This window comes from Streptomyces sp. NBC_00358, assembly GCF_036099295.1.
In the GTDB taxonomy this organism is placed as follows: Bacteria; Actinomycetota; Actinomycetes; order Streptomycetales; family Streptomycetaceae; genus Streptomyces.
In genome coordinates this window covers 3338923-3363296 of sequence record NZ_CP107976.1, presented here as the reverse complement: position 1 = coordinate 3363296, position 24374 = coordinate 3338923, and the positions used below count along the sequence as shown (strand labels likewise).

The 24374-nt window shown below is 68.6% G+C and carries 16 protein-coding genes; 8 read left to right on the top strand and 8 right to left on the bottom strand.

The annotated features are described in order from the left end of the window. Nucleotides 1-8 precede the first annotated feature (8 nt). The 3 genes from OHT01_RS13880 to OHT01_RS13870 all read right to left on the bottom strand — a co-directional run bounded on the left by OHT01_RS13880 (nt 9) and on the right by OHT01_RS13870 (nt 2836). Complete coding sequence (locus tag OHT01_RS13880) at nt 9-1292, bottom strand: HAMP domain-containing sensor histidine kinase (protein WP_328553457.1); 1284 nt, start codon at nt 1290-1292, stop codon at nt 9-11. Then, nucleotides 1289-2098 (bottom strand): hypothetical protein, encoded by an 810-nt coding sequence (locus tag OHT01_RS13875; RefSeq protein WP_328553456.1) that lies wholly within the window; start codon nt 2096-2098, stop codon nt 1289-1291. Before OHT01_RS13875 ends, OHT01_RS13880 begins: the two co-directional genes overlap by 4 nt. 231 nt (nt 2099-2329) lie before the next feature. Then, a complete protein-coding gene (locus OHT01_RS13870) occupies nt 2330-2836 on the bottom strand; it encodes a protein-tyrosine phosphatase family protein (protein ID WP_328553455.1) in 507 nt (168 codons plus the stop codon). Between the two features lie 99 nt (nt 2837-2935). On the opposite strand from OHT01_RS13870, the gene OHT01_RS13865 reads away from it, so the two are divergent. After that, the gene (locus OHT01_RS13865; protein WP_328553454.1) at nt 2936-3739 is read left to right on the top strand and encodes a nuclease-related domain-containing protein; all 804 of its coding nucleotides are present in this window, start codon (nt 2936-2938) and stop codon (nt 3737-3739) included. Between the two features lie 249 nt (nt 3740-3988). Here the strand turns inward: OHT01_RS13865 and ligD are convergent, their stop codons facing one another. Then, nucleotides 3989-4870: a non-homologous end-joining DNA ligase gene (gene ligD, locus OHT01_RS13860; RefSeq protein ID WP_328553453.1), complete on the bottom strand. Its 882-nt coding sequence runs from the start codon at nt 4868-4870 to the stop codon at nt 3989-3991. A 62-nt stretch (nt 4871-4932) separates the two neighbouring features. On the opposite strand from ligD, the gene ku reads away from it, so the two are divergent. Further along, on the top strand, nt 4933-6042 hold the full coding sequence (gene ku, locus OHT01_RS13855; protein WP_443043391.1) for a non-homologous end joining protein Ku: 1110 nt from the start codon (nt 4933-4935) through the stop codon (nt 6040-6042). Between the two features lie 339 nt (nt 6043-6381). After that, nucleotides 6382-7272 (top strand): PhzF family phenazine biosynthesis protein, encoded by an 891-nt coding sequence (locus OHT01_RS13850; RefSeq protein WP_328553452.1) that lies wholly within the window; start codon nt 6382-6384, stop codon nt 7270-7272. Between the two features lie 79 nt (nt 7273-7351). On the opposite strand, the gene OHT01_RS13845 is transcribed toward OHT01_RS13850, so the two are convergent. From OHT01_RS13845 to OHT01_RS13830, 4 genes are all read right to left on the bottom strand, one after another. Continuing rightward, nucleotides 7352-7816 (bottom strand): hypothetical protein, encoded by a 465-nt coding sequence (locus OHT01_RS13845; RefSeq protein ID WP_328553451.1) that lies wholly within the window; start codon nt 7814-7816, stop codon nt 7352-7354. A gap of 241 nt (nt 7817-8057) precedes the next feature. After that, nucleotides 8058-8387: a hypothetical protein gene (locus OHT01_RS13840; protein WP_328553450.1), complete on the bottom strand. Its 330-nt coding sequence runs from the start codon at nt 8385-8387 to the stop codon at nt 8058-8060. A 263-nt stretch (nt 8388-8650) separates the two neighbouring features. After that, nucleotides 8651-9616, bottom strand: coding sequence for a CU044_5270 family protein (locus OHT01_RS13835; RefSeq protein WP_328553449.1), 966 nt, complete (start codon nt 9614-9616; stop codon nt 8651-8653). A 2-nt stretch (nt 9617-9618) separates the two neighbouring features. Then, entirely contained in the window at nt 9619-10227 is a 609-nt protein-coding gene (locus tag OHT01_RS13830; RefSeq protein ID WP_328553448.1) for an RNA polymerase sigma factor, read from the bottom strand. Nucleotides 10228-11246: 1019 nt separating this feature from the next. On the opposite strand from OHT01_RS13830, the gene OHT01_RS13825 reads away from it, so the two are divergent. From OHT01_RS13825 to OHT01_RS13805, 5 genes are all read left to right on the top strand, one after another. Further along, nucleotides 11247-11492, top strand: coding sequence for a hypothetical protein (locus tag OHT01_RS13825; RefSeq protein ID WP_328553447.1), 246 nt, complete (start codon nt 11247-11249; stop codon nt 11490-11492). 1331 nt (nt 11493-12823) lie between these two features. Beyond that, complete coding sequence (locus tag OHT01_RS13820; protein ID WP_328553446.1) at nt 12824-17611, top strand: DEAD/DEAH box helicase; 4788 nt, start codon at nt 12824-12826, stop codon at nt 17609-17611. Continuing rightward, a complete protein-coding gene (locus OHT01_RS13815; RefSeq protein ID WP_328553445.1) occupies nt 17608-19125 on the top strand; it encodes a nuclease-related domain-containing DEAD/DEAH box helicase in 1518 nt (505 codons plus the stop codon). The genes OHT01_RS13820 and OHT01_RS13815 overlap by 4 nt, the downstream gene beginning before the upstream one ends. After that, nucleotides 19122-22301, top strand: a complete 3180-nt coding sequence (locus OHT01_RS13810; RefSeq protein ID WP_328553444.1) for a helicase-related protein — start codon at nt 19122-19124, stop codon at nt 22299-22301. The genes OHT01_RS13815 and OHT01_RS13810 overlap by 4 nt, the downstream gene beginning before the upstream one ends. After that, nucleotides 22282-24084, top strand: a complete 1803-nt coding sequence (locus OHT01_RS13805) for a DUF1998 domain-containing protein (RefSeq protein WP_328553443.1) — start codon at nt 22282-22284, stop codon at nt 24082-24084. Before OHT01_RS13810 ends, OHT01_RS13805 begins: the two co-directional genes overlap by 20 nt. The last annotated feature ends 290 nt before the right edge of the window (nt 24085-24374 follow it).

Genomic DNA, 24374 nt, shown 5'->3' with positions numbered 1-24374 from the left:
CGCGCAGGTCACACTCCGCCATCGGAGACGCCCGGCTCCTCCTCGCCGCCCTGAGGGAGTGTCAGCGTCGCCACCGCTCCGCCGTCCGGGGCGTTGGCGAACTCCAGGCGCGCACCGAGGACCTCCGCCTGGCCGAGCGCGATGGTCAGGCCGAGTCCGTGGCCCGTCGCGCCGCCCTCGGTGCGGAAGCGCTGCGGCCCGTGCTCCACGAGGTAGTCCGGGTAGCCGTCCCCGTGGTCCCGGACGGTGACGACCGGGCCGTCCAGGGTCAGCACCACCGGCCCCCTGCCGTGCTTGTGGGCGTTGGCCACGAGATTGCCGAGCACCCGCTCCAGCCGGCGCCGGTCGGTCTCGGCCCGCGCGCGCCGCACCACCCGGACGTCGGTGTCGGTCCCCGACGCGCGCACCACCCGTTCGGCCAGCGGCACCAGCGGTTCGAAGTCCAGCTCCAGCCGTTCGCTGCGGGCGTCCAGCCGGGAGATCTCCAGCAGGTCCTCGGTGAGGGTGCGCAGGGCGGCCACCCGGTCGCGCACCAGCTCCGTCGGCCGCCCGGGTGGGAGCAGTTCGGCCGCCGCGTGCAGCCCGGTCAGCGGAGTGCGCAGCTCGTGCGCCACGTCCGCCGTGAACCGCTGCTCGCTCAGCAGCTTGCCCTGCAACGACGACGCCATCGTGTCGAGGGCACCGGCGACCGCGGCCACCTCGTCCTGGGGGCGCGTCGGATCCTGGGCGCGCGGGTCGTCGACGCGCGCGTCCAGGTCGCCCGCGCTGATCCGTCGCGCCACCCGCGCCGTCGCGTGCAGCCGACGCGTCACCCGTGTCACCGCGAACGCCCCGACCAGCAGTGTCACGCCGATCGCCAGGGCCGAGGACCACACGATCGCCCGGTCCAGGGCGTCGATGGTGTGCGCGCCCTGGGCGTAGTCGAACCGGACGGCCAGCGCGCGTCCGCCGTCCGCGGGACCGGCCGCCCACATCGTGGGGTGCGTGTCGTGCCCGCCGACCATCGAGCCCCGCTTCCCGTCCACCGCCAGCTCCCGCAGCCGCGCGGGCAGTCCGGGCGGATCGACGCCCGCGTCCGGCGGCAGCCGCTCTCCCGCCTCGTAGGCCGCCGTGACGTCGGTGAGCCGGCCGAGCGCGCGGCCGCGTGCCTCGCCGACGGTCTGGTCGGTCACCGAGACATGCACGAGGACCCCGAGGAGGGCGGCCAGACCGCAGCACATCACCGCGATGAACGCGGTCGCCTTCCAGGTCAGGGTGGCGGTCCAGTGCGGCAGGCGCGGGCGCTGTCTCATGAGCGGCTCGCGGACGGGGAGAGCGTGGGGGAGGGCTCCCGGGAGGGGGCGGACGGCAGGGCGGCGGACGGTACGGGGGCGGGCGAGACCGGCCGTGCCGGCGGCCGGACCCGCAGGATCTCGTCGCGGGTCGCCAGCATGGCGTTCTGGTGCGGATCCCAGGACCAGACCGTGCGGAACTCGTAGCCGGGCAGGGTCGAGGGCGAGCGGATGATCACCTCGCGGCCCGCCAGCTCCACACTGACCACGCTGTCCGAGGTGCCCATGACCTGCACCAGCCGGTGGTGCAGGAACGTGTACACGCGTACCGCCAACTGGTGGGCGGGGAAGCGGATGCCGAGCACCAGGTCGTCCTTCCCGTCGCCGGTGAGATCGCGGTAGTACGCCCGAAGGACCGGGCAGCTCCGGCCCCGGGCGCCCGGCTTCCCGCAGTCCTCGATCTGCCGGGCCGTCCGCGCGTACCTCGCGTGCGGCCCGCTGTACTCGTCCGGATGGGCGGCGACCTCGGCGCGCACCACGGCGACCGGATCGACCGCGTGGATGTCGTCGCCGGGCGCCGTGACGCCCTTGACCGTCTCGGTGTCCGCCTCGCCGTAGTCGATCGCGGGCGTCGAGGCGGGCGGCAGCCGCGGCCACAGCCGGGCCGGGCCGACGGCGGTGGGGGTCGCGCCCGCGCCGTGCAGGTCGCCGGAGTCGCCGCAGGCCGCCAGGGCCGCCGCCAGCACGAAGGCGACGACGGCTCCGCGGGCCGCGCGGCCGGCGCGGCGGGGCCTGGCGGTCGCGCGGGCGGGTCGGCTGTGGGTCACTGCGCTCCTGTGTCCGGGCCGCCCCGTCCGTGGGCGCGCCGCTGCCGCACGGGACCGGCGGAGGAAGCGATGCCGTCGGCCCGGTGACCGTCGAGGACGGGCCGGCCCGCGGCGATCGGGCACGACGCGGGGCGGCCGGGCGCCCCGCCCACATATTCATGCAGAAGTTCCCGAGGTCCGCACGCGCCCTCCGTGCTGGTCGCCTCCCGGGGCTTCGGGCCGGGCAGGACGTCAATCCGCGAGTTCTTCGAGGAGACGGGCCGTGGCGAGCCCGGTCCGCAGGTACTCCACGAAGAGCTCGTTGTGCAGCGCCCAGGGCGAACGCCGGGCCCGGATCAGCCGTATCGCGTCGTCGGCGGTGTGCCCCGCGAGGATGAGCGCGTGCGCGACGACCAGCCCCGAGCGGTTGTACCCGTGGAAGCAGCGGACGAGCACCCGGCGTCCGTCCTCCAGCGCGTCGTCGGCGGCCCGTGCGAGCCGCATGACCCCGGTGAGCTGCGTACCGTCCAAGGGGCCGTCCGGTACCGGCCACACGTGGTGCTCGACCCCCGGGTCTGGCCCGTGCCCCGGCAGTCGCAGCAGCGTCAGGACCAGGTCGAACTCATCGTGTACGACGACGGGTTCGGGATGTCCCGAACGCCCCGCGTACTCGTGGCCGCCCATCCACAGGCCGGGCACGATCTCGTTCCACGGGCTGTCCGGGGCCGGAACATCCGGAAATCTTCTGCGAGTCCGCAACGGCGCCTCCCACCCAACTCCCCCAACTCCTGTCAAAGGTAACCGGGTTCTTGCCCACGGAGCACCCCGCCTGTTCCCATGGTCGTGGGGTGATGCCGCATGAACGGACTGCGCGTCGTACCGGCCTGGCGCCACGGACAGGAGCGTCTCTACGTTTGCCTGACCGACGGGAGGAGCGTCGCCTGGTACGACCGTGAGACCGCCAGGGTCAATCTGCTCAGCCAGGACCGGCGCGAGGACGTGCTCGATGCGCTGGGGCCGTTCCTGACCGGGCCGGTGACGGTCGGGCCGCCGCCCGTCCCGACCCCCGCCGAACTGGCCCGTCTGACGCTCCACCCGGACGACGACCTCGCGCCGAACCGGCCGGGCGAGGCCCTGGTGATCGACCTCGACCGCGATCCGGGCCCCGCGCACCGGCTGCGCCCCGATCCGCGCCGCCGCGCGCTCGCCGCCGAACAGGCCGTCGGCGCGGCCCTGGACCGGTTGGAGGGAGGCGGCTGGCACACCCTGCACTCCGTCCCGCTCCCGGGCGGCGACCGTATCCACCACCTGGTGATCGGCCCCGCCGGCCTCTTCTGCGTCCACGCCCTGTACGCCCGCAAGCAGCGTGTCCTGGTCGCCGGCCCGATGGTCGCCGTCGGCCGCCGCGAACCCCGTCCGCTGCTCCGCGGGGTCCGCGCCGACGCCGACCGCGCGTCCCACGCCCTGACGGCCGAGGTGCACGCCGTCCTCGCCGTGGTCGGTCCCGCCCGCCTCGACACGACGGCGCCACCGCGCGGGGTCCGCGTCCTGCGGGACACCGACATCGCGGATCTCGCCCGGCTCGGCGGGGTGCTCAAGCCCGCGGATGTGGAGGCCCTGCACGCGATGGCCCGCGACCGGCACACCTGGTCGCGGGTCTGAGGACGAACCGGGTGCCCGGCGTCCGGCGGCCACCCGTGCCCGGCGGCCTCCGGCGGCCTCCGGCGGCCTCCGGCGGCCTCCGGCGTCCGGTGACCACTCGTGTCCGGCGGCCCCCGGTGCCGGGCGGCTGCCGAGCCTGCTGTTGCCGAGCCTGCTGTGTCGCGTCTGTGCCGTGCCGAGCCGTGCCGTGCCGTGCCGAGTCGAGCCGTGCCGTGCCGTGCCGTGCCGAGTCGTGCCGAGTCGAGCCGGTCAGGGCAGCGGGCGGGCCCGGTCCGGGTCGAACAGGGGGCCCAGCAGGTCGCCCGACTCCCGTACCCGGCGCGCGAGGTCCGGTGCCCGGAAGGCCAGCCGGTCCGGAGTCCGGCATGCCTCGACCTCGTCCCAGGTCACCGGAGCCGACACCGCCGGCTCCGCCCGCGCCCTGAGCGTGTAGGGGGTGGCCGTCGTCTTGCGGCCGGCGTTCTGGCTCCAGTCGACGAACACCTTTCCGGGCCGCAGGCTCCGCGTCATCCGGTGCACCACCTGCCGGGGCAGCGCCTTCTCCGCCTCCACGGCCAGCTCCTTCGCGTACGCGCTGACCTCGGCGGACGGCGTCGGCGCGACGGAGGCCAGCACGTGCAGCCCCTTCGAACCGGACGACTTCACGTACGCCTCGATCCCGTCCCCGGCCAGCCGCTCGCGCAGCCACAGCGCCACCTCGCAGCACTCCACGACCGTCGCCGGCGCCCCCGGATCGAGGTCGAAGACGATCCGGTCGGCGATCCCCGGCGTGCCGATCGTCCACTGCGGTGTGTGGAACTCGGTCACCAGGTTCGCCGCCCACATGAGCGAGGCCAGGTCCTGGACGAGGACCATGCGCGCGGGCCCCTCGGAGCGCGGCACCTCGGCCGTGGTGACCCAGGCGGGCGTACCGGGCGGCACGTTCTTGGTGAAGAAGAGCTGACCGTCCGGCCCGTCGGGATAGCGCAGGAAGGAGACCGGCCGGTCCCGCAGATGGGGGAGCAGTACGTCCGCCACCGTGGCGTAGTAGTGCAGCACCTCGCCCTTGGTGAAGCCGGTGGCCGGATACAGGACCTTGTCGAGATTGGTGAGCGCGAGCCTTCTGCCCTCCACCTCCGTGATCGGCGTCATACCATGACAATCCCACGAAAATGGCACGAAAATCGCTCAACGTGATCGGAAGGATGCTGCACGTGCGATCCATATGGAACGGCGCCATCTCCTTCGGCCTGGTCAGCATCCCCATCAAGGTCGTGAACGCCACGGAGAGCCACGCGATCTCCTTCCGCCAGATCCACCTCGACGACGGCGGGCGCATCCGCTACCGCAAGGTCTGCGAACTGGAGGACAGCGAGGTCTCGACCGCCGAGATCGGCAAGGCGTACGAGGACGCGGACGGCACGCTGATCCCGATCACGGACGAGGACCTGGCGTCGCTGCCCATCCCGACCGCCCGGACCATCGAGATCGTGGCCTTCGTCCCGGCGGACCGGATCGACCCGCTCCAGATGGACACGGCGTACTACCTGGCCGCGAACGGTGTCCCGGCCGCCAAGCCGTACGTCCTGCTGCGCGAGGCACTCAAGCGCAGCCAGAAGGTCGCCGTGGCGAAGTTCGCGCTGCGCGGGCGGGAACGGCTCGGCATGCTGCGCGTCGTCGACGACGTCATCGCCATGCACGGTCTGCTGTGGCCGGACGAGATCCGGGCCACCGGCGAGGTCGCCCCGGACGCCGCCATCACGGTCCGCGACAAGGAACTCGACCTGGCCGACGCCCTGATGGACACCCTCGGCGAGGTCGACCTCGAAGACCTGCACGACGACTACCGCGAGGCCGTCGAGGAGATGGTCACCGCCAAGGCCGAGGGGCACGAGGCGCCCGCCGCCCCCTCCGGGGAGAAGGCCGGCGGCAAGGTGCTCGACCTGATGGCGGCCCTGGAGAAGAGCGTGCGCGCGGCGAAGGAGTCGCGGGGCGAGGAGGCCGCCGGGGCGGGGGAGGACGCCGAGGTCACCCGGCTGCCGGCCGGCAAGACCGCGGCCCGTGGCTCGGCCCGTACGGAGCCCAAGGAGGTGGGCGGGAAGAAGTCGACGTCCACGGCGAAGAAGCCGGCGGCCAAGAAGACCGCGGCGAAGAAATCGACGGCGAGGAAGTCGACCGCCAAGACGGCCGGCAGGACCGCGGCGAAGCCGGCCGACGGCGCGGCGGACTCCCGGACGGCGGCCAAGAAGACCACCGCGAAGAAGACGCCCGCGAAGAAGACGCCCGCGAAGAAGACGGCCCCCCGCAAACGAGCCTCCGCCTGACCGAGGCCCCGCAGGCCCAGAGCCCCTTCGGCTCCCTGTTCCAGCTCCAGGAAGGCGCCCACACCGCGGAACGGGACGCGAAGACGGGCTACGCCACACTGGAGAACACGAAGTGACGGAGCCGGACCGTGCCCCGGCAGTGCTGCCGACACCGCCGGTACTGCCGACACCGGCAGTGCTGCCGTCACCGCCGGCAGTGCCGGTACGGCCGGTACTGGCCGCACCGGTCGGACCAGTGACACTGGAGGCGCCTGTGACAGAGGGACCGCCCGGAGGTCCGGGACGAAGCGCGCGACCGCGGCGGACCGCGAGAGACGGCGGCCGGCCGAGGCGAGGCCGATGAGCGCGCCGCCCGTGGCACTCGTCCGAGCCTGCCTGCGCGACGGCGCGGGCGGCAGCCCCACCGCCGTGGTGCTGGAGGAGGAACAGCGGAACCTGAGCGACGAGGAGCGGCGCCGGGTGCCGGTGGAGGCGGGCACCTCGCACGCCGTGTACGTCCGCGTGCACTCGGACGAGACCCAGGACCCGACGGTGGACCTGCGCTTCTTCACCGCCGAGGGGGAGCTGCCGGCCTGCGGCCACGGAACGGTCGCCGCGCTGGCGTACCTCGCGTACAACGGGTCGCGGAACGGCGCTCCGGGGTCCTACCGGGCCACCCTGCGGACATCGCGACGCGTCTTCGACGGCTGGTCGGAACCGCGGGGGTCCCATCTCGCGGCCGCCTTCGACCCCGGCCCCGTGGACCTGCGTGAACCGACCGAAGCCGAGCGCGGACTGGCCCTGGAGGCCCTGGGCGTGGTGCCCGACGGGTCCGGCCCGGACGTGCGGGTGGCTTCGATGGGGAGGGAGCGGCTGCTGGTCCCCGTTCCGGACCGCGCGACGCTCGCGGCGCTGGCCCCGGACCTCGGCCGGCTCCGGGACGCCTGCGACACGTTCGGCCTGCTGGGCGCGTACGTCTACTCCCCGCCGTCACCCTCCGGTTCCCTGGCGGCCCGCATGTTCGCACCGTCGATCGGCGTACCGGAGGACATCGCCAACGCCAACAGCAGCGCCTGCCTGGCCGCACACCTGGCCGGACAGGGCACGGCCGAACTCACCATCGACATGGGCGACGCACTGGGCAGCCCCGCCACGATCACGGCCACCGCCCGCCCCGGCCGACGGGGCCCGCGCATCCACCTGGGAGGAACGGCGAAGGTCTCAGAAGAGCAGACCGCCCGGAGTTCCTAGCCCCGGGTCCGCACGATCCGGGCGTCCGCGCGTCCGCCCGCCCCACAACCGCACCCCCTGCACCCGCCCCGTCGTACCCCTACCACCCCAGCAGATGCACAAGAACCCCGCACACCAGCAGAAGGGAGGCGATCTGTGCGATGCCCCAGGAGAGGCGGTAGTTGACCGTCCGGTGATTGCGGACCTCCAGCAGCCGCGGGAAGATCTCATGCGGATGTTCCAGGTCGTACGTGTCGGTCCAGTGCACCGACACGACCGTGAGGCTCAGCGCCCCGGAGAGGCCGCTCGCGACAAGAGCCGCGACCAGAAGCGTAGTTGAGCCGGCACCCCCGGGAAGAATGGTCAGCACGACCGAGGCGGCGGCCACCAGGAAGCCGTCATAGGCGAGCAGCACCTGGGCCTTGGAGTCCAGCACGCTGAGACAGTCGTAGAGATAGTCGTGGGTGTACATGTCCTGGGGTTCGGGCTGGAGCCTCTTGAGCGCTTCCAGATGGGTTCTGGACTGAGGTCCTTGGAAGATCCCTTGCCGCAACCAGGCCCGCATCCCGCCTCATCTCTCCAAGGCTCAGCACCACGTCCCACAGCTTCCCTGCCCGAGCATGCCCACCGGGCCCCGGGAGCCGCGCCTCCGCACGCCTACCTGCGGCGTGTTTACGACGGCATCGGTAGGCGGCGCTCCTGCAAGACGACGACTCCAGAGCGGCCGAGTGGCCAACTCGGCGCTGGGCAAGGCCTGTTGGCATCGCAAGAGGCCGCCGGTCGCCGCACGGTGGGCGGAGGGAGCCTCAGTCCAGTCTCTTCCCCATGCGCGCCGAGAACTTCTCCGTGTCCTTCGTGTACCACCACTCGAACAGGTGGACTCGAATCAGGAACCCGAGGTAGTCCAGGTTGTCGTCGGCGAGGTCTCCGCTCACCAGACTCGCTTCCTGGCCCTGGTAGTCGAGTGAGACTTCCCAGAGCTGCCCTGAGACTCTGACCCGGATCCTGAGAAGCAACTCTGGGAACACAGAAGGTACGTTCACCTCAAGGACGTCAAGAGAGGTCCCTCCTCCCTGGCTCTGCGGTCCCGAAAGCTCTCGGGTGAGTGCTTCCCTCACTTGTTCCGGGGTGGCCATACGAGGTCCTCTCAGCACTCCGCATTCGCGCTCGCGCAGGGGCAGCCACGATCAGGGGTTGCGCAGTCTACTCGTGGTGATTCCCCGGGACTTGAGACCACCTGGCGGCCCGCGACCCCTGCTCCCGAGCCGGCAGCCTCGCCGACCGGGTGAAGTCGCGACATGGTGAGCCGAGCAGCGCGGCTGTCCTCACCGCTCCCACCGCCGGGGCGGGAGACGGGCGGCCCGCCCCCGTGGTGCGGGCCGCCCGGAATCGTGGGTGGTCAGCCGCGGTCGCCCGCCCGGTCCACCACAGCCGTCGTGACGAGCGAGTCGCCGCCGAAGACCTTGCCGTCGCCTGCGACCATCCGCATGCCGACGATCCGGTAGGTCTGCGGGTCGATCAGCCACTGGTCATGGATCGCTCCACTCGCCTTGGGGTTCTCCCCGCGGTTGTAGTCCAGGGCGATCACCCGGCGTCCGGCGGCGGTCCTGACCAGGTGGTCGGTGACCTTTCCGCCCGGTACGAGTGCGAGGGCGCGGTAGAGGGAGGCCAGGCCCTCGGCCGGCATCACGTCGGCCGACAACAGGACGCTGATCTCGACGTAGTCGTTGTCTGCCTGTGAGACCTTCTTGGAGTCGGCGATGGCGTTCTGCTCCCGGAGCGCCTTCAGCGTCCCCCTGCCGTCGGCCGGCAGAGCGATGAGGACCCGGTACATCTCGCGCGCCGAGCGGTCGTCGCCCTCGCCGCCGTTCTCCAGATGCATCTTGGTGATGTAGAGCGGCTCGTCTCCGATCCGGGAGGCGCTGGCGGAGCCGTCGTACCGGATCCAGTTCTCCTGCTCGGCCGGAAGGCCGTGGGACTTGTCCGAAGGCTCCTGCGCCGACTTGGTGTAGATCCACTGCTTTGCCGACGGAACGGCGCGGTCCGGCTGCACCTGGACCGCGTCAGCGGCCTGCCGCAGGAATTCGGCCGCGCTCACCCCCTTGAAGCGCACGCTCGGCGTGGCCGCGGGCCGCACCCCGCGTCCCGTGCCTTTCCCGCCCACCAGCAGGCCGGCGGTGACGGCGACGGCGGTCACCGCGGCCACGACCGCGACGATCGCGAACTCCCGCCGTCGCCACAACGCGTGGCGCGATTCCCTGACCCGCGCGGCCTCGGTGAGCCGCGCCCGTCCCGGTGCGAGCCGGGCCCGGTCGGGCACCGGCACGTGGGCACGCAGCTCGCGCACCTCGGTCATCTCGTCCATGGCTACGCCACCTCCGCCACGTCGATCACGAATGCAGGATCGGCACCCAGTGCCGTACGTACCTTGCGGCGCGCCCGGTTGAGCCGCGAGCGAACCGTGCCGACCGGTATGTCCAACGCCTCCGCGACCTCCTGGTAGGTGAGTTCGGCCCAGGCGACGAGCAGCAGGACGTGCCGGTCCGGCGCCGACAGTCCCGCGAGGGCGCCGGCCAGCGGGCCCTGCGCCGCGATCCGGCTGTCGGCGTCCTCCAGCCAGAACTCGCCCCCGGACGCGGCGAGCGGGTCGTGGCCGGTGCGGGCGAGCGCCCTGAGCGCCCGCACCTCGGCGCGGCGCTGCTTGCCGATGAGGTTTCCTGCGATGCCGTACAACCAGGGGCGCGCGTTGGCACGCGTGCGGTCGTAGCGGGACCGGATCCGGAAAGCGACCAGGAAGGTGTCGGCGGTGATGTCGTCTGCGGCGCTGTCGCCCAGGCGACGGGCCGCGTAGCGGTGGATGTCGGGGGCGTAGCGGTCATAGAGCAGGGCGAACAGCTCCGACTGCTCCAACGACTGCACGACTATCTCCGCGTCGTCCCCCGTCCCGGCCGTAGGCGGCGGTGGTGGTCCGCTCACAATGCTTCCCCTGACTCGTCGGTGAGTGCGTGTCACCTGCTGTTCCCCGATGGACTCCAAAGAGTTCACGGTTCCGCGGAAGTCACCGCACCACCGGCGAACACGCGGGTCACCAGGGAATCACCCGCTTCAGCGCCTCCCGCGCCCCCTTCTCGCAGACTGCCCGCCGCCGCCGAGCAGGCGCCACACCGCATTGCTTGAGCACACCGGCTCGCGTGCGTAGGCTGCGGCACCACCTCGGGAACGGGCGGTCGGCGAGCGGATCGCGGCGGCCGTACATCACCTGCCGGCCACCCGGAGCACCAGCCGACCCTCGCGCTGGGCACACCCTAAAACCTGAAGCCGACCGTCCAGTCACAGAAGGGGTCTCTGACTTCCTGCCCCGTTGCCGTTGCCGTTGCCGTTGCCGTTGGCGCTGGCGCTGGCGCTGGCGCTGGCGTTGCGGTTGCCGTTGGCCCGCCGCCGGGTGGGGTCGGGCCGACGAAGACAGGGCGGCGGCCTCTCTGGTCGGGGCCTGTGCACGGCGTGAACCCGCGCCGTGCACAGGCCCCGACCGGAAGGGGAGAAATCTGTGACACCGTTTCATCAGGCGGCTGCGCCGTGAGATCACCGCCCGCGCGGGCCTGACCCGACGCGAACTGGCCGATACCCGCCGCCTCTCCCACGGGAAGGTCGCACCGCGGTGGCTTCACCACTGGCCCGTCGACCGTAGGACCTTCGCCACTCCGCCCTGTCGACATGACTCAACGCCGGGGTCGACCCGACCGAGGCCGCCGAACGGACGGGCAACAACGTCGAGGTCTGCTCGGCCGGTAATCGAACCGCCCGGACGGGCGCCAGGAAGTGGCCAACCACCGCACCGAGGACGTGCTCCGCGCACGCGAGTGATCGTGGTTGCCCCTGTGCTTCATACTCCGTGCGTGGACATACCCGACGAGGGCACGGAACTTGATCGCCGATGGGTCGAGGTCGGCAACAATGTGTCCGGAATCGTGCGCGGTTGCCGGGACGCTTCAACTGTGGCCGATCGATTCGTGCGGGCCGGCTGGCGGTCGAGGTCGTCCTCCTGGCACGGCTACGAGCTGGAGCCCGCCTGGTGCCAGGTGGAGATCGACCCCATCGAGAGTTCAGAGGTCTTGCTGAACGGGGTTGTGGACCCCGAGCGTTACGACGAGCTCGGCGCCCTCCTTCACCGCTCGGGGTTCGACTTCTCCCTTGAGCTCTACGACGGAGACGGCACTCTGATCCGCGAGATCCGCGCCTGACCCGCAGCGTGGACCGGGCCCGTGGACCTTTCCGGGGGTCTTTACGGGAGGCCTCAGCCGTTTGCGGCGACTGACCAGGGAAAACACTCCAAGATCCTTTCCGTGATTGGTCGACAGACGCCGCCATAGGGCCACTCGGGGCGGCTCAGGGCGGCATTCGGCTGCACAGGACTGTAGATACGCGAAGACCCCGGCCTCAGCGTTTCCGCTGGTGACGGGGTCTTTGGGCACCTTATGAGGGGTGCCCCCGGCAGGATTCGAACCTGCGCACACGGCTCCGGAGGGCCCTTCTCGATGCGGAAATTCCACAGGTCATGGACGTATGGACTGGCAGCGGACGGTTCCGTGTCCACGTATGGTCCACCGCTCCGCGGGGGTGTTCGTTGCGTTCGTCGGACGACGGAGGTCGTCACCTCGGTCGTCATGACTCGGCACACGGGGGCAATGCCTGCTCCGTGGTGGGAGTGTCGACAAGCTACATGAAGCCGCGTCCGTGAGGCCGGGGTGAAGGCGCCTACGGCAGTGCGGGGTTGGGGTGACCATCGCCGGCTGACCTGTAGCTGACGGGGGCGCAGTGTGGTGGTACAGGGGCGCACGATGGGCGCACTCCACCACTGCTGTGCCCCGATCGACGTAGCTCGATTCGGCAGAACCGCTTCCACCTGGCTAGGAGTTGCTGGAGCCTTTACGAAGCGCGAGCAGGGAGACTTGTGAAGGCCGGTTGATGTGCACTGAGCCAAAGGCGTCTGGTTGCTGTTGGGGCATCCAGTTGCGCACGGTCGACGCGGTCCCCGGGTGGGTGCGCTTTGCCTGGCAGGCAAAACCCTTGACGACGTGCTGGTTCTGGGCCGCATGCTGTACCTGATCTCCGGATTGCGAATCGGTAACGGGGGGTTCCCCGTGGCGGAGATTTGTTGAACTCTTGAGCTTCGCGAATGCGGGGGAACTGTGAAGATCGTTGTGTGTCTGGCGCGCGTTCAGGCGGAGCGCCTGGGTCGGTCGTTGACCTCCCGCTGACGCAAGAGGAGCCATGTACATCTGTGTGTCGGGGTGGGGTGACGCCGACCTGCCTCTGACGACAAACGTCGCCGAGGTCGGTCGAGCGGTTCCGGACCATGGGGTGGATCGACGGCGCTCGTATCGACCTGCGGTCGGAACACCCTGCATCAAGGGCGGCGAGTCCGCCCCCTGCGGCAATTTGGGCGTTCTGGCGCCCGCGTGTCAACCGCCACCTGAGCATCCCGCGGGAGCGGGATGTCGTTGGCTGGGCTTACCGTCCACGGCGGGTCGACAGTGTGTGATATCGCGCCCTGTCCCAACATCGGCAATCGATGTTCAGGAACCGCATAGGCGCAGGTCTGATATTGGCAAATTGTGGTATCGGGAGTGGGGGCGGCGCAGCCGTGATGAGGAAGAATGCCGATTGGGTGCCCGACGCGGGATTGGCCCGCGAGGTTGATGAACTCTTCGAGCGGGCGATCAACTCGTATCGCGCGAATTCGAACCTGATTACGGAGCACGCCAACCAAGAGGAGTCCATCCGGGTTGGCGGTTACTCGAACCGCACGCTTCTGGAACTGGTGCAGAACGCGGCTGACGCGATGTCGGGGGCTGACGAGCGCGAGGAGGGGGCGGGGCGGGTTGAGATCGTCCTCGACCTCGACCGTCAGACACTGTACTGCGCGAACGCTGGCCGTCCGTTCTCCCGAAGCGGCCTCACCACGCTCGCTCACGCGCATCTCAGTGGTAAGCGAGGCGACGAGATCGGGCGCTTCGGGCTCGGTTTCAAGTCGGTACTCGCGGTCACCGATACCCCGCAGGTATTCAGTCGATCGGTCGCCTTCGAATTCAACTCCTCAAAGGCAAAGACGGCGATCGCGACGATCGCCCCTGCGCCCAAGAGACTCCCGGTCCTGAGGACCCTGACCCGGATCAATGCAGAGGCCGAGTTTGTAAAGGACCCGATCCTGGCCGAGCTGGCGGAGTGGGCGGTGACGATCGTCAGACTGCCGAATGCGACTAGGCTGGAGAACCTCAAGAAGGAGATCGAGGAATTCCGCTCCGAGTTCCTCCTCTTTGTCAACTCGGTGCGTGAGATCCGACTCCGGGTCGTCGGAGCCGACGCGAACTTCGTGACGAGTCATGTGTCGCGTGACCTGGGCGATGGCAGGTTCCGGATCGAGCGTCCCGAGGGCGACCACGACGAGTGGTACGTCGAGAACCGAATGCATACACCCAGTCCCGAGGCTCGGATTGAGGTGGGTGAAGCGGTGTCACGTGACCGAATGAAGGTCACGGTTGCGATGCCGGCGCGCTTCGCTCAACTGAGAACGGGCGAGTTCTGGTCGTACTTCCCGCTCCAGGACAGGACATCGGCCTCCGCCCTCTTCAATGCCCCCTGGAGCGTCAACGACGACCGCACCACCCTGCTCGCGAACAGATACAACCGAGAGATCCTTGTGACTCTCTCCGAGATGTTCCTCCACGCTTTGCCGAAGATCTCTTCCGCCGATGATCCGGCAGCACACTTGGACTACATGCCGGCGCGTGGTCGTGAGGCACACTCCTTCGGCGACGAAATCCTCTGTGTCTATGTCCCGCAGCTCGGATGCGAGAAAGCGCTGATTCCCGACGCGACCGGTGCGCTACGCACACCACCGGAGCTTCGTCCCCTTGACTTCGGTGTCAACAGCGCATCTGAGCGCGATCACGAAGAGTGGATCAAGTCGCCCAACACCGATGATGACGTGCCACACTGGCGCTGCTATGCCAGCTCTCAGCGGGTGGCGCGACTGAGGACTATCTACTTGTGCAGCGTCTCTCCCGCCTTCTCCGACTCGCGGCCCAGGGACGAAAAGAAGGCGTTGGAGAGCATTCGCAACAAGAGGGGAATCTTGTCGTGGCTGCGTGAGTGGGCAGAGGGAACGGACATGGCCTCTGCTGGTAAGGCTCTCGATTTCGTCGTGCGCAATCCGAACGGCCTTGACTCTGCAAAGGTTGTACCGACGACCGATGGTATGCGGTCCATCAGAGACCGTGGACAGGTCTACCTCCATCGAGCGGACGGTATCGACGTAGAGGGGGCTTGCTTCGTCGAACCGAGCTTCCTTGCGATTCCAGGCGTGGAAAGGAAGCTCTCCGACAGAGGGTTCCGGGACTTGGACTCGCTCGCGAAGTTCGAGGCCAGGATGGCCATGCTGTCACCGGAGTCGGAGGATGACGAACTTCCGAAGTTCTGGAAGGCGGCGACTGAGGCGCCTATGGCGCAGGCACAGAAGGTCGTGGCTGGCAACAAGGCGGGTGCTCTCAGGGTTCCGACACGCGACGGTGGTTGGGCCTTGCCCACGTATGTGCTGGATATCGACGGCCTCGGCGACAGCGCACCCGATCGAGTCCTGGACGGGACGAGGTGCGTGCCCCAGCTCGCACACGCGGCAGGCGTCATTACCGAGCCGGTGGGTTCGTACTCGCTCGAGGACGAGGTCCACTTCGAGGACTACTGCCATTACGTGCTGGACGAGGTGAACCGGAGGCTTGGGCCCGGAGAGCGCCCCGTCGAGCAGGTCGAGTTCGACAGGGGAGACGGCCCCGGTCCTTTCTCGGCACTCCTGATGTTGCAGGAGGCGGGCGCGTCTGAACTTATACGCGAGCGGTGGACGGAAGGACTGATCAGGCTTGACCAGGAAGGCAGCTGGCTCTGCACGGACATCGACACGGGGCTCAGTCACCGGGTCCTGTCCCCCGTTCGCTGGGCGGCGGGTCGGGCCGGCCTGCTGAAGTCGACTCGCGGCTACCGGGCTCCCGATCGTGTCGTCTCTGCGTCGCTCGTTGAGTACGAGGCCCTGCTGCCTCTCTTCCGAGGACCGCGCCACGTCGAGGCCGCTCTGGCACTGCCCAAGGATCTGGGCGAGGTTCCTGCGGAGGTCCTGCGGGAAGCGCTCGAGGCGGAGGTCACCTCGCCGATCAGTAACGCGGCGCTGACGGGGTTCGTCCTCACCGCGAGTCGGTTTGCGTTCCCGGAGGGGCACCCGGTGTTCATCCCCGCCCGGGTGGGACGCACCATCGAGAGGAGGCGGCCCGACGCGGTGTACTTGGCGACGACGGAGGAGGAACGCGAGTTTCTCAGCCTCAGGCAGAAGCCGTACCTCAAGGTGGATGAGGACGAAGCGGAGCAGTTCGTCGAAGGGGTCGGATGCCGACGGTTCGAGGACAGCTTCTCCTTCTCGCTGCTCGTCGACGGCCAGCAGGTCGAGGAGCGCGTCATCGACCTGTACACCGGACTGCGTTCGACGTTCGTCGAGGACAAGGTCACGAACGCGACCGTGGCGAAGGCCGTCCAGATTACGAAGCGTGTGACCACTGAGGACGGGGTGGAGGACCAGTCGCTCGAGTGGCACCGCCAGGGACTGACTGTCGTGGTCCAGGCAGAACTCGACGAACATCGGGTCCTGCAGATCGTCAACGGGGCGTTCGACCTGCGCCTGTCGAACGCCGAGCTGAGCGACATCCTCCAGGCACGCGTCGACCGACAGCTGGAGACGCAACGGCAGGACGCCCGGGCCGCGTCCAGTGACGCGGAGCGGCTGGCGATCTTCATCGGTGACGACACGCTGAAGGAGAACCTGCCGACGGGACTCTGGCAGGCACTCGAGGGCCAAGGCCTGGTGGACGACTACACGTCCGTCGCGGAGCTCTTCCTGACCGTCTACGGCAGCGACTCGATCAAGCTCCTCGCGGAGGGGTTCAGCGCTGAAGGGTATACGGACGTTCCCATGACATGGGCTGGTGGAGCGTCGACCGTCGCCTGGCTCCGGAAGATGGGGTTCGGCGCCAAGTACGCCGGGCGTCGCACCCGGCACCAGGACGACGAGTTCGTCGTGCCCGGTGCCGTGAAGCTCAAGCCCCTGCACGACTTCCAGGAGAGGATCAGCGAGGAACTGCATGAGGTCCTGACGTCCCGGGGGGCCGATGGTCGCGCGCGCAAGGGCATGGTGGAGCTTCCGACTGGAGCCGGGAAGACCCGGGTGGCCACCGAAACAGTGCTGCGGTTGTTCGTCGACGGTGGCGTGAGCGGAACAGTGCTCTGGATCGCGCAGTCGGAGGAGCTCTGCGAGCAAGCGGTGCAGACGTTCAGCACCGTCTGGCGTTGGCTCGGGGACGAGCGTCCGTTGACGATCGGTCGGCTCTGGAACAACAACGTCGTCCACGAACCCGACACCGAGTTCAGCGTGGTCGTGGCTACTGACGCCAAGCTCGACCGGTTGGCCGACACTCCTGAGTACGAGTGGCTGAGCCGAGCCTCTGCGGTCTTCATTGACGAGGCACATCGGGCTGGCGGGTCGAAGATGTACACAAAGATCCTCAGATGGCTCGGAGTCGACGGTCGTAGTTGGGAACGGCCCCTGGTGGGCATTTCGGCGACGCCGTTCAAGGGGAGCGGAGATGTGACCGAGCCGACGAAGGAACTGGCGGCCCGCTTCGGTCACCACAAGTTGAGCGCCTTCGACGGCAACGCTTACCAGGAGCTGTCGAAGAGAGGTGTCCTCGCCCGTGTCCGGCACGAGGTGTTGGACGGCATGGAAGTCGCGCTAGAGCCGGACGAACTTGCGCAGGTGCAGTCCCTGCGCAGGCTCGAGCCCCATGTCCTTGACCGTATCGGCGGGGACCAGGCCCGCATGAGGATCCTGGTGGAGGACATTCTGAGCCGGGACCCGGAATGGCCGATCCTCGTGTTCACGCCGAACGTCCTGTCCGCCCAGGTACTTGCCGCGACCCTTCGTTACCGGCAGGTCGCGGCCGAGGCGGTCAGCGGTCAGACCGGACGGCAGGCACGCCGTGACGTCATCGAGAAGTTCAAGAAGGGAGAGGTCCGAGTTCTGGCCAACTGCGATCTGTTGATCCAGGGCTTCGACGCACCGGGTGTCCGAGCCCTGTACATCGCGAGACCGACGTTCAGTCCCAGCGCATACATCCAGATGGCCGGCCGCGGTCTGCGCGGCCCCGCGAATGGCGGCAAGCCGGAGTGCCTCATCGTGGACGTCGCCGACAACTTCGGTGCGGTCAACGACTTCCTCGGATACCGCGCTTACGAAGCCCTCTGGCGAAAGCAGGGATCATGATCCTCATACCGGACCTCGCCGATATCGAGACGACCACCACCAGCAACGCCGAACGGCGGGTGGCCCGACTGCTGCAAGCGATCGACGGTCCCCCCGACGCCGTCGCCTTCCACTCCGTGAAGCTGCGGAGCCACGCGGTCAAGCAGCAGGGGGAAGCGGACTTCGTCGTGCTCTGGAATGGCGTCGTCGTCATCGTCGAGGTCAAGGGCGGGGGTGTCAGGAAGTACGACGGCGTCTGGTACTCCATCGACCGCCACGGTGACTGGAAGAAGTTGCGCGAGTCTCCGATGGACCAGGCGCAGTCGGCGATGTACGCGCTGCGCGACATCCTCCAGGAGGAAGGCGTCGGATGGTTCGCGACCGAGGCCGTTGCCCTCACCCCCGACATAGACGCGCCTCCGGCTGCCGTCGAATGGAAGGGAAGCCACTGGTGGGCCAAGGAGCAGATGAGCATCGCTGCGCTGACGGAAGCCTTCGAAAAGGTTGCCGGCGAGGCGAGGACTGCCCCCTACGGAGTCAGAGTCGCCCGGTCCGAGACCCTCCGGGCGCGTCTCTTCGGCGAGTTCACGAGGATGCCCGTCATCGATGCACAGCGGGGCGCCGTGCTGGAGGAGCAGAATCGAGCGACCGAGGGCCAGGCCAGGGTCTTGGCCGCGCTCTCCCGGAACCCGAGGATGCTCGTCTTCGGCGGCGCGGGCACCGGGAAGTCCCTGGTGCTGGCGGAAGGCGCGAAGCAGGAGGTGGGCGAAGGGAAGTCGGTCCTCATCACCTTTCACTCGCCCGCCCTGGTCGACTTCTTCGGCCCGCGGATCGAGGGCAGAGACATCGATCTCCTTCCGTTCGCGGACCTGTCCGGTGACAAGCAGTACGACGTCGTCTTCGTCGACGAGGCACAGGACCTCATGAACGCCGAGGGCATGGACTCCCTGGACGCCGTGATCAGCGGAGGTCGCGAAGGCGGCCGGTGGAGGATGTTCCTCGATCCCAACAACCAGGCACGCGTCGACGGCGAGTTCGACCCGGACGTTTGCGAGCTGGTCCAGCAGGAGGCACTCCAGTACGACCTGGACCGGAACGTCCGCAACACCCGTGCGATCGTCCACGTCGTGCAGGAGTACCTCGGCGCCGATGTCGGGGACCCGGGCATCGTCCACGGCGACCGAGTGGAATGGCGGTGGTCCGACGGGACGGCTGGCGTCTCTGCGGCCGAGACCGTGGCTCGCGACCTCGTCGCGAACGGGGCCCGCCGCCAGGACATCTGGATCATCAGCGTCTCCTATGACGCCGAGCCGCGCAGGAGCGAGGCCGGGTTCCTAGTGACGAACCCCCGCTTTGCCAAGGGGTTGGAAGCAGAGCACGTCATCGTCTGCGACCTGCCCCGGGAATACGACGACCGGGGTCTCGCCGCGTTCTACGTGGCTGTCACAAGGGCGCGGGTCACGCTCCACGTGGTTGCGTCGAAGGACGACAAGAAGCGGCTCCAAGATCTTCTTCGAAAGCAGGTTGGCAAGTGAACCTCACAGCGGCCCAGGAGGAGGCCCTCCACCATCTCCGAGCCTCCTACGTGGGGCCTGAGGCGGGAGACGAGGAGGTCACGACGAACCTGCCTCACCGACAGTACGCCGTCGGCATGCTGTTCCCGGTCGAGGCCGAGGCACGCGGACCTCACGGCGGCGGGGGCACGGACGAAGAGGTCTCCGCCGACGTCCCCGAGGGTGATGTCGAGGAGAAAGGGGACGGGGTCCCTCTGGCCGAGGACTGGAAGCCCTCGTCCGTCGCGCTCTCCTTCGTCACCGACAGCGACTCCGTCGACGTCGACTTCTCGTGCGGTACGTACGCCGCTGTCGAGGGGGACGGGCCTCCCAGATGGCGGCGTACCCCGTTCTCTGTGGACGGCCTCGATCTCCGGCGGGGGAAGGGGCCCGAGCGCCTTTCCGCGGGCGGTGTCTCGGTCGAGATCGGGTCGCGTTGGCGCGACTTCCAGGGCGACTCGTTGGTCACCGTCCACGTACGAGTCCTGACCGAATCCACGGGTGACGACCGACTCGACATCCCCCGGACGCTGTTCCAGGTCCACCTGGCCGCCGCCCCCTCCGCCGGGGCGGAGATCCTGGAGTACGACACGACGCGCTCGATCGACACCGACCCGGAAGCCGCCGAGCTGCGCCTGCGATACCGCAACCGAAAGGTCTACGCGGTCGGGCACGGAATGGCCGCGGACTGGGAGTTCGCGGCGGACCGTTGTGCCAAGGTCTTCCTCGATCCCGTACCGGCCTTCGTGGTGCCCGCCGTCGAGACCACGGGGTTCGGCGAGGGGACGGCCGAGGCCAAGGCGTTGGAGCTGGGGCACCTTCAGCAGATCGACAAGGATCCCGAAGCGGTTCTGCGATCGTTGGACGCCTTCGTCGAGGCGTTCGCCGGCTGGGCCTCCCGACAGATGGAACGGGCGGAGGCGTTCGGCGACGACAGGACCGTGGCCGTCCGGATCGCCGGGCGTTCGCAGGACGCCGTCGGCAGGATGAGGGAAGGCATAGACCTCCTCCGGGCGTCGGGACGACAGGACCTTCGAACGGCCTTCTCGCTCGGCATGGCCGCCATGCGTCTTCAGATGCGGCAGGCGTCGATCAACCGTGGGCAGCCGGAGGAGCAGGTGCCGGAGCCCCGGTGGCGCCCTTTCCAGCTCGGCTTCCTGCTCGTGTCGCTGGCCTCCACCGTCGATCAGAGGCACAAGGATCGGGACCTCGTCGACCTCGTCTGGTTCCCGACCGGTGGCGGCAAGACCGAGGCGTACCTGGGTCTCGCCGCGATCGAGGTCTTCCGCCGACGGCTCGCCCACGGCACGGCCGGTGGGGGAACCGCCGTCATCACCCGCTACACCCTGCGGCTCCTGACCTCTCAGCAGTTCCAACGAGCTGCGGCGTTGGTCTGCGCGATGGAGATGCTGCGGGCCACGGACGACCGGGCGAAGGGCATGGCGCCGTTCTCGATCGGTCTATGGGTGGGCAACGAGGTCACCCCCGGCGCGCGTTCAGAGGCGCGTGAGGCACTCAAGCGACTTCAGAAGGCCGCGCGCCCGGAAGAGGCGAACGAGTTCCAGGTCGAGAGCTGCCCCTGGTGTCTGACGCCGGTGGTGCCGAAGCTCAGGAGCGACAAGCCGCAGGACTACGGCATGCGCTTGGTGGGCGCGGACGTCGTGCTCCACTGTGTCGACGAGTCGTGCGGGTTCGCCGACGAGCTTCCGCTCGCGGTCGTCGACGAGGTTTTGTACGAGGAACCGCCCACGATCCTCCTGGCCACCGTCGACAAGTTCGCACGTCTGCAGTTCAGACCGGAAGCGGGCCGGCTGCTCGGTCTGGGGACCGCCTTCGAGCAACCGTCCATGATCATCCAGGACGAGCTGCACCTGCTCTCGGGGCCGCTCGGGACCACCGTCGCAGTCTTCGACGCGGTGATCCAGCTCCTGTTGAGTCGGTCGGGCTCCAGTCCCAAGATCGTGGCTTCGACGGCCACCATCCGCGCGTCCGAGGAGCAGGTGGAGGGACTGTACGGGCGTGAGGTCGCTCTGTATCCGCCATCGGGACTCGACGACGACCGGACCTTCTTCTCCCGCCCGGTGGAGAGCGGGGAAGGACGTCTCTACGTCGGCCTGATGCCGCAGTCGGTCTCGCAGCCGTCGGCCGTCATCGCCGCCGTCACTCCCATGGTGGAGATGCCGGAGGCGCTCGCCGCCCGCGCCCCGTCCGCCGCGTCACGGGACGCGTACTGGACGCTGGTCATGTACCACAACAGTCTTCGTGAGCTCGGGCGTACTGGGACGCTGGTCGTCGATGACGTCAACGGTCGTCTGGAGCCCCGAGCCGAGAGGCTCGGCTTCCCGTTGCGGCCCGTCAGGGCGGGGAAGGTCCTGGAACTGACGAGCCGTCGCGGAGCCGAGGAGCTGCCGAACGATCTGCGCGCGCTCAGGGTCAGGGCCGACGAGTCGCCGGAGGCCGTCGACGTGGTCCTCTCGTCGAACATGCTCTCCGTGGGCATCGACATTCCGCGGCTCGCGCTGATGCTCATGGTGGGGCAGCCGAAGACCACGGCCGAGTACATCCAGGCCACGAGCCGTGTCGGACGTGGAGACACGAAGGGCGTCGTCGTCACGCTGTTTCGGTCGGGCAGGGCCCGTGATCGGTCGCACTTCGAGACCTTCCGTGGCTACCACGAAGCCCTCTACCGGAGCGTGGAGCCCACGAGCGTCACGCCATGGTCGTTGGCCTCGCGCGCGCGATCGCTCGCTGGCGCGCTCGTGGCGCTGCTGCGGCAGTCGTTCACCGCACTCGCTCCGAACGACGCGGCAGGTCGCTTCGACCTCGGGGACGACAGGATCCGCGAAGCGGTCGATCGACTCGTGGACCGGTTCCTCGGCTACGTGACGCGCGCCGACGATCTCGAAGCCCCGGAAACACGCTCCGCGGTATGGAGCCTCCTGAGGGACTGGGACCGACGGGCAGCGCAGGCACGCGAGTCGGACGAGCCTCTGTACTACCAGCGGACGACGAAAGACCAGGCAGCTTTGTTGAAGAAGTTCGGCCAGCCCGGGGAAGGGTGGCTCGTCGGAGACTCGATGAGGTCCGTGGAGCCCAACGTGGCGGTAGAGGTCCAGGAACCGCAGGAGGAGGTGCACCATGGAGAAGATCAGGCATGACCTGCGCCTCTCCGAGACGATCTCACCGTTCGGTGTCGGAGCGATCGTCGACGTGCGAGGCGAGTCGCTCATGGCGCCGGACACGTCCTGGTGGGACAAGAAGTTCGCCCACGAGATCAGCTGTGAGCGTCTGATGGCCCGCCTCGGTGCCGGTGTCCTGAGGCAACCGCCGGCGCATGCGGGTCGTGCCGCCAAGGAGACTCCCGCGCTGCCGTACTGGCGCTTTCCTGCTTGGCGGTTCTGCGAGCGCTGCGACAAGCTCTCGAAGCTGACCGGGAGGAAAAAGGGCAAGTGGAGCAACACCTGTGACTGCGGCGGCGCGCTCGTGCCGATGCGATATGTCGCGGTCTGCGAAAAGGGCAGCCATATCCAGGACGTCAACTGGTTCAAGTGGGCGCATCGTGGGCGTGCGGCGAACCTGAACGAAGCGGTCCGCGTCTGCCGTGACTACAAAGCGCTCAGGTTCCACAAGCTGGCCACCCGCGGCGAAGGCCTCGCGGCACTGGTGGTGAAGTGCTACGGATGCAAGAACGAGCGCAAGCTCGCGGAACTCGTGACGAAGAGGGCCCTGCACCAGAACGGGATCCGCTGTGAGGGACGACAGCCTTGGGAGCCGGAAGACTCCGTCAAGAAGCCTTGTCCGTACGAGTTGGTCGCCGTGCAGCGTGGTGCCACGGGCAACTACATCGCCGAGAGGATCTCGGCTCTCGACATACCGGAGGAACGTCCGCAGTCCGCGGAGGCGGCCGACAAGATCCGTGGCCACATGCTCTTCGGGAAAGTCGTGACCGACAACGGCGGACCCCAGTCGGAAGTGTTGGCGCAGTTGATTGCCGACGATCTCGGAGTGACGGCGGAAACCGTTCTCGGCGTCGCGGCGGGGGCGGAAAGCCCTGCGGGCGAGCTGCTGCTCGACCTGAAGGACGGCGAGTGGTCGGCGTTTCTGAAGAAACTCGACGAAGGGCGAGACCGCACGGGAAGCGACTTCGTCGTCGACGGACGAAACCTCGAAGGGCTCGTGGGACCGCAGAGCCTCCTCGGCAAGATCAGCGGCATCGGACAGGTACGCCGGGTACGGGAGGTCCGTGCCCTGCAGGGCTTCCGACGCCACGATGCGGAAGCGGCGCTGATCAACGTCGATCTGGGGTCGGACCGGTCGTATCGGCCCACCTACCCGGCGATCGAACTGTTCGGGGAAGGGATCTTCCTGCGGTTCGACGAGGAGAAGCTTGCCGCATGGGAGGCACAACCGGAGGTGCAGGCACGCGCTGGCATCCTCAAGACGCGAAGGGCCGACTCTCCCTGGGCCGGCCGCCTCGACGTGCCGGAACCCAGGTTTATCGTCCTGCACACGCTGGCACACCTGCTCATCCGGCGGCTGGCGTTCGCCAGCGGCTACGCGTCTGCCTCGCTGCAGGAAAGGATCTACGCGAACTCCGACCGCACGGACAAGACCGCCGGGATCCTGATCTACACCGCAGCAGGGGACGCCCAGGGGACTCTCGGCGGCCTCGTCAGGCTCGGGGATCCCAAGAAGCTGATCCCACTCCTGGTGGCAGCCCTGGACGACGCGGACTTCTGCTCCAACGATCCGGTCTGCATCGAAAGCGACCGTCAGGGAGCCTCACAGCTGAACCTCTCGGCCTGTCACGGTTGTTCCCTTGTGAGTGAGACCTCCTGTGAGACCGGAAACCGGCTGCTGGATCGACAGCTGGTCCTGGGCGGAAGCGACGTAAGAGGACTGCTGGACGACGTTCTGACGGACGTCCGACGGCCCAGGTGACGACCTTCAAAGCTCTGCGGCCCCGTAGCACATGCTTGGGGCCGCAGAGCGGCCATCCTCGGCCCCTGCCGTGCGGGGTCTGTAACCGTCGCTGCTTCCAGACTCCGAGGCGCTGATCAGCCTGCCCGCGGAAGACCCTATGGATTTCGCCGGTCGAAGGGTTCGGTTTACTGCGCTGCACTGCTGCAACAGTTCCGGAGGGCATTGGGCCTAGACCCTGTTTTTGCTGGTCAAAGAGCTTGAGGCGGTGCATCGGAGGGGGTGCTGTCCACGTATAGGTCGCACGAAGA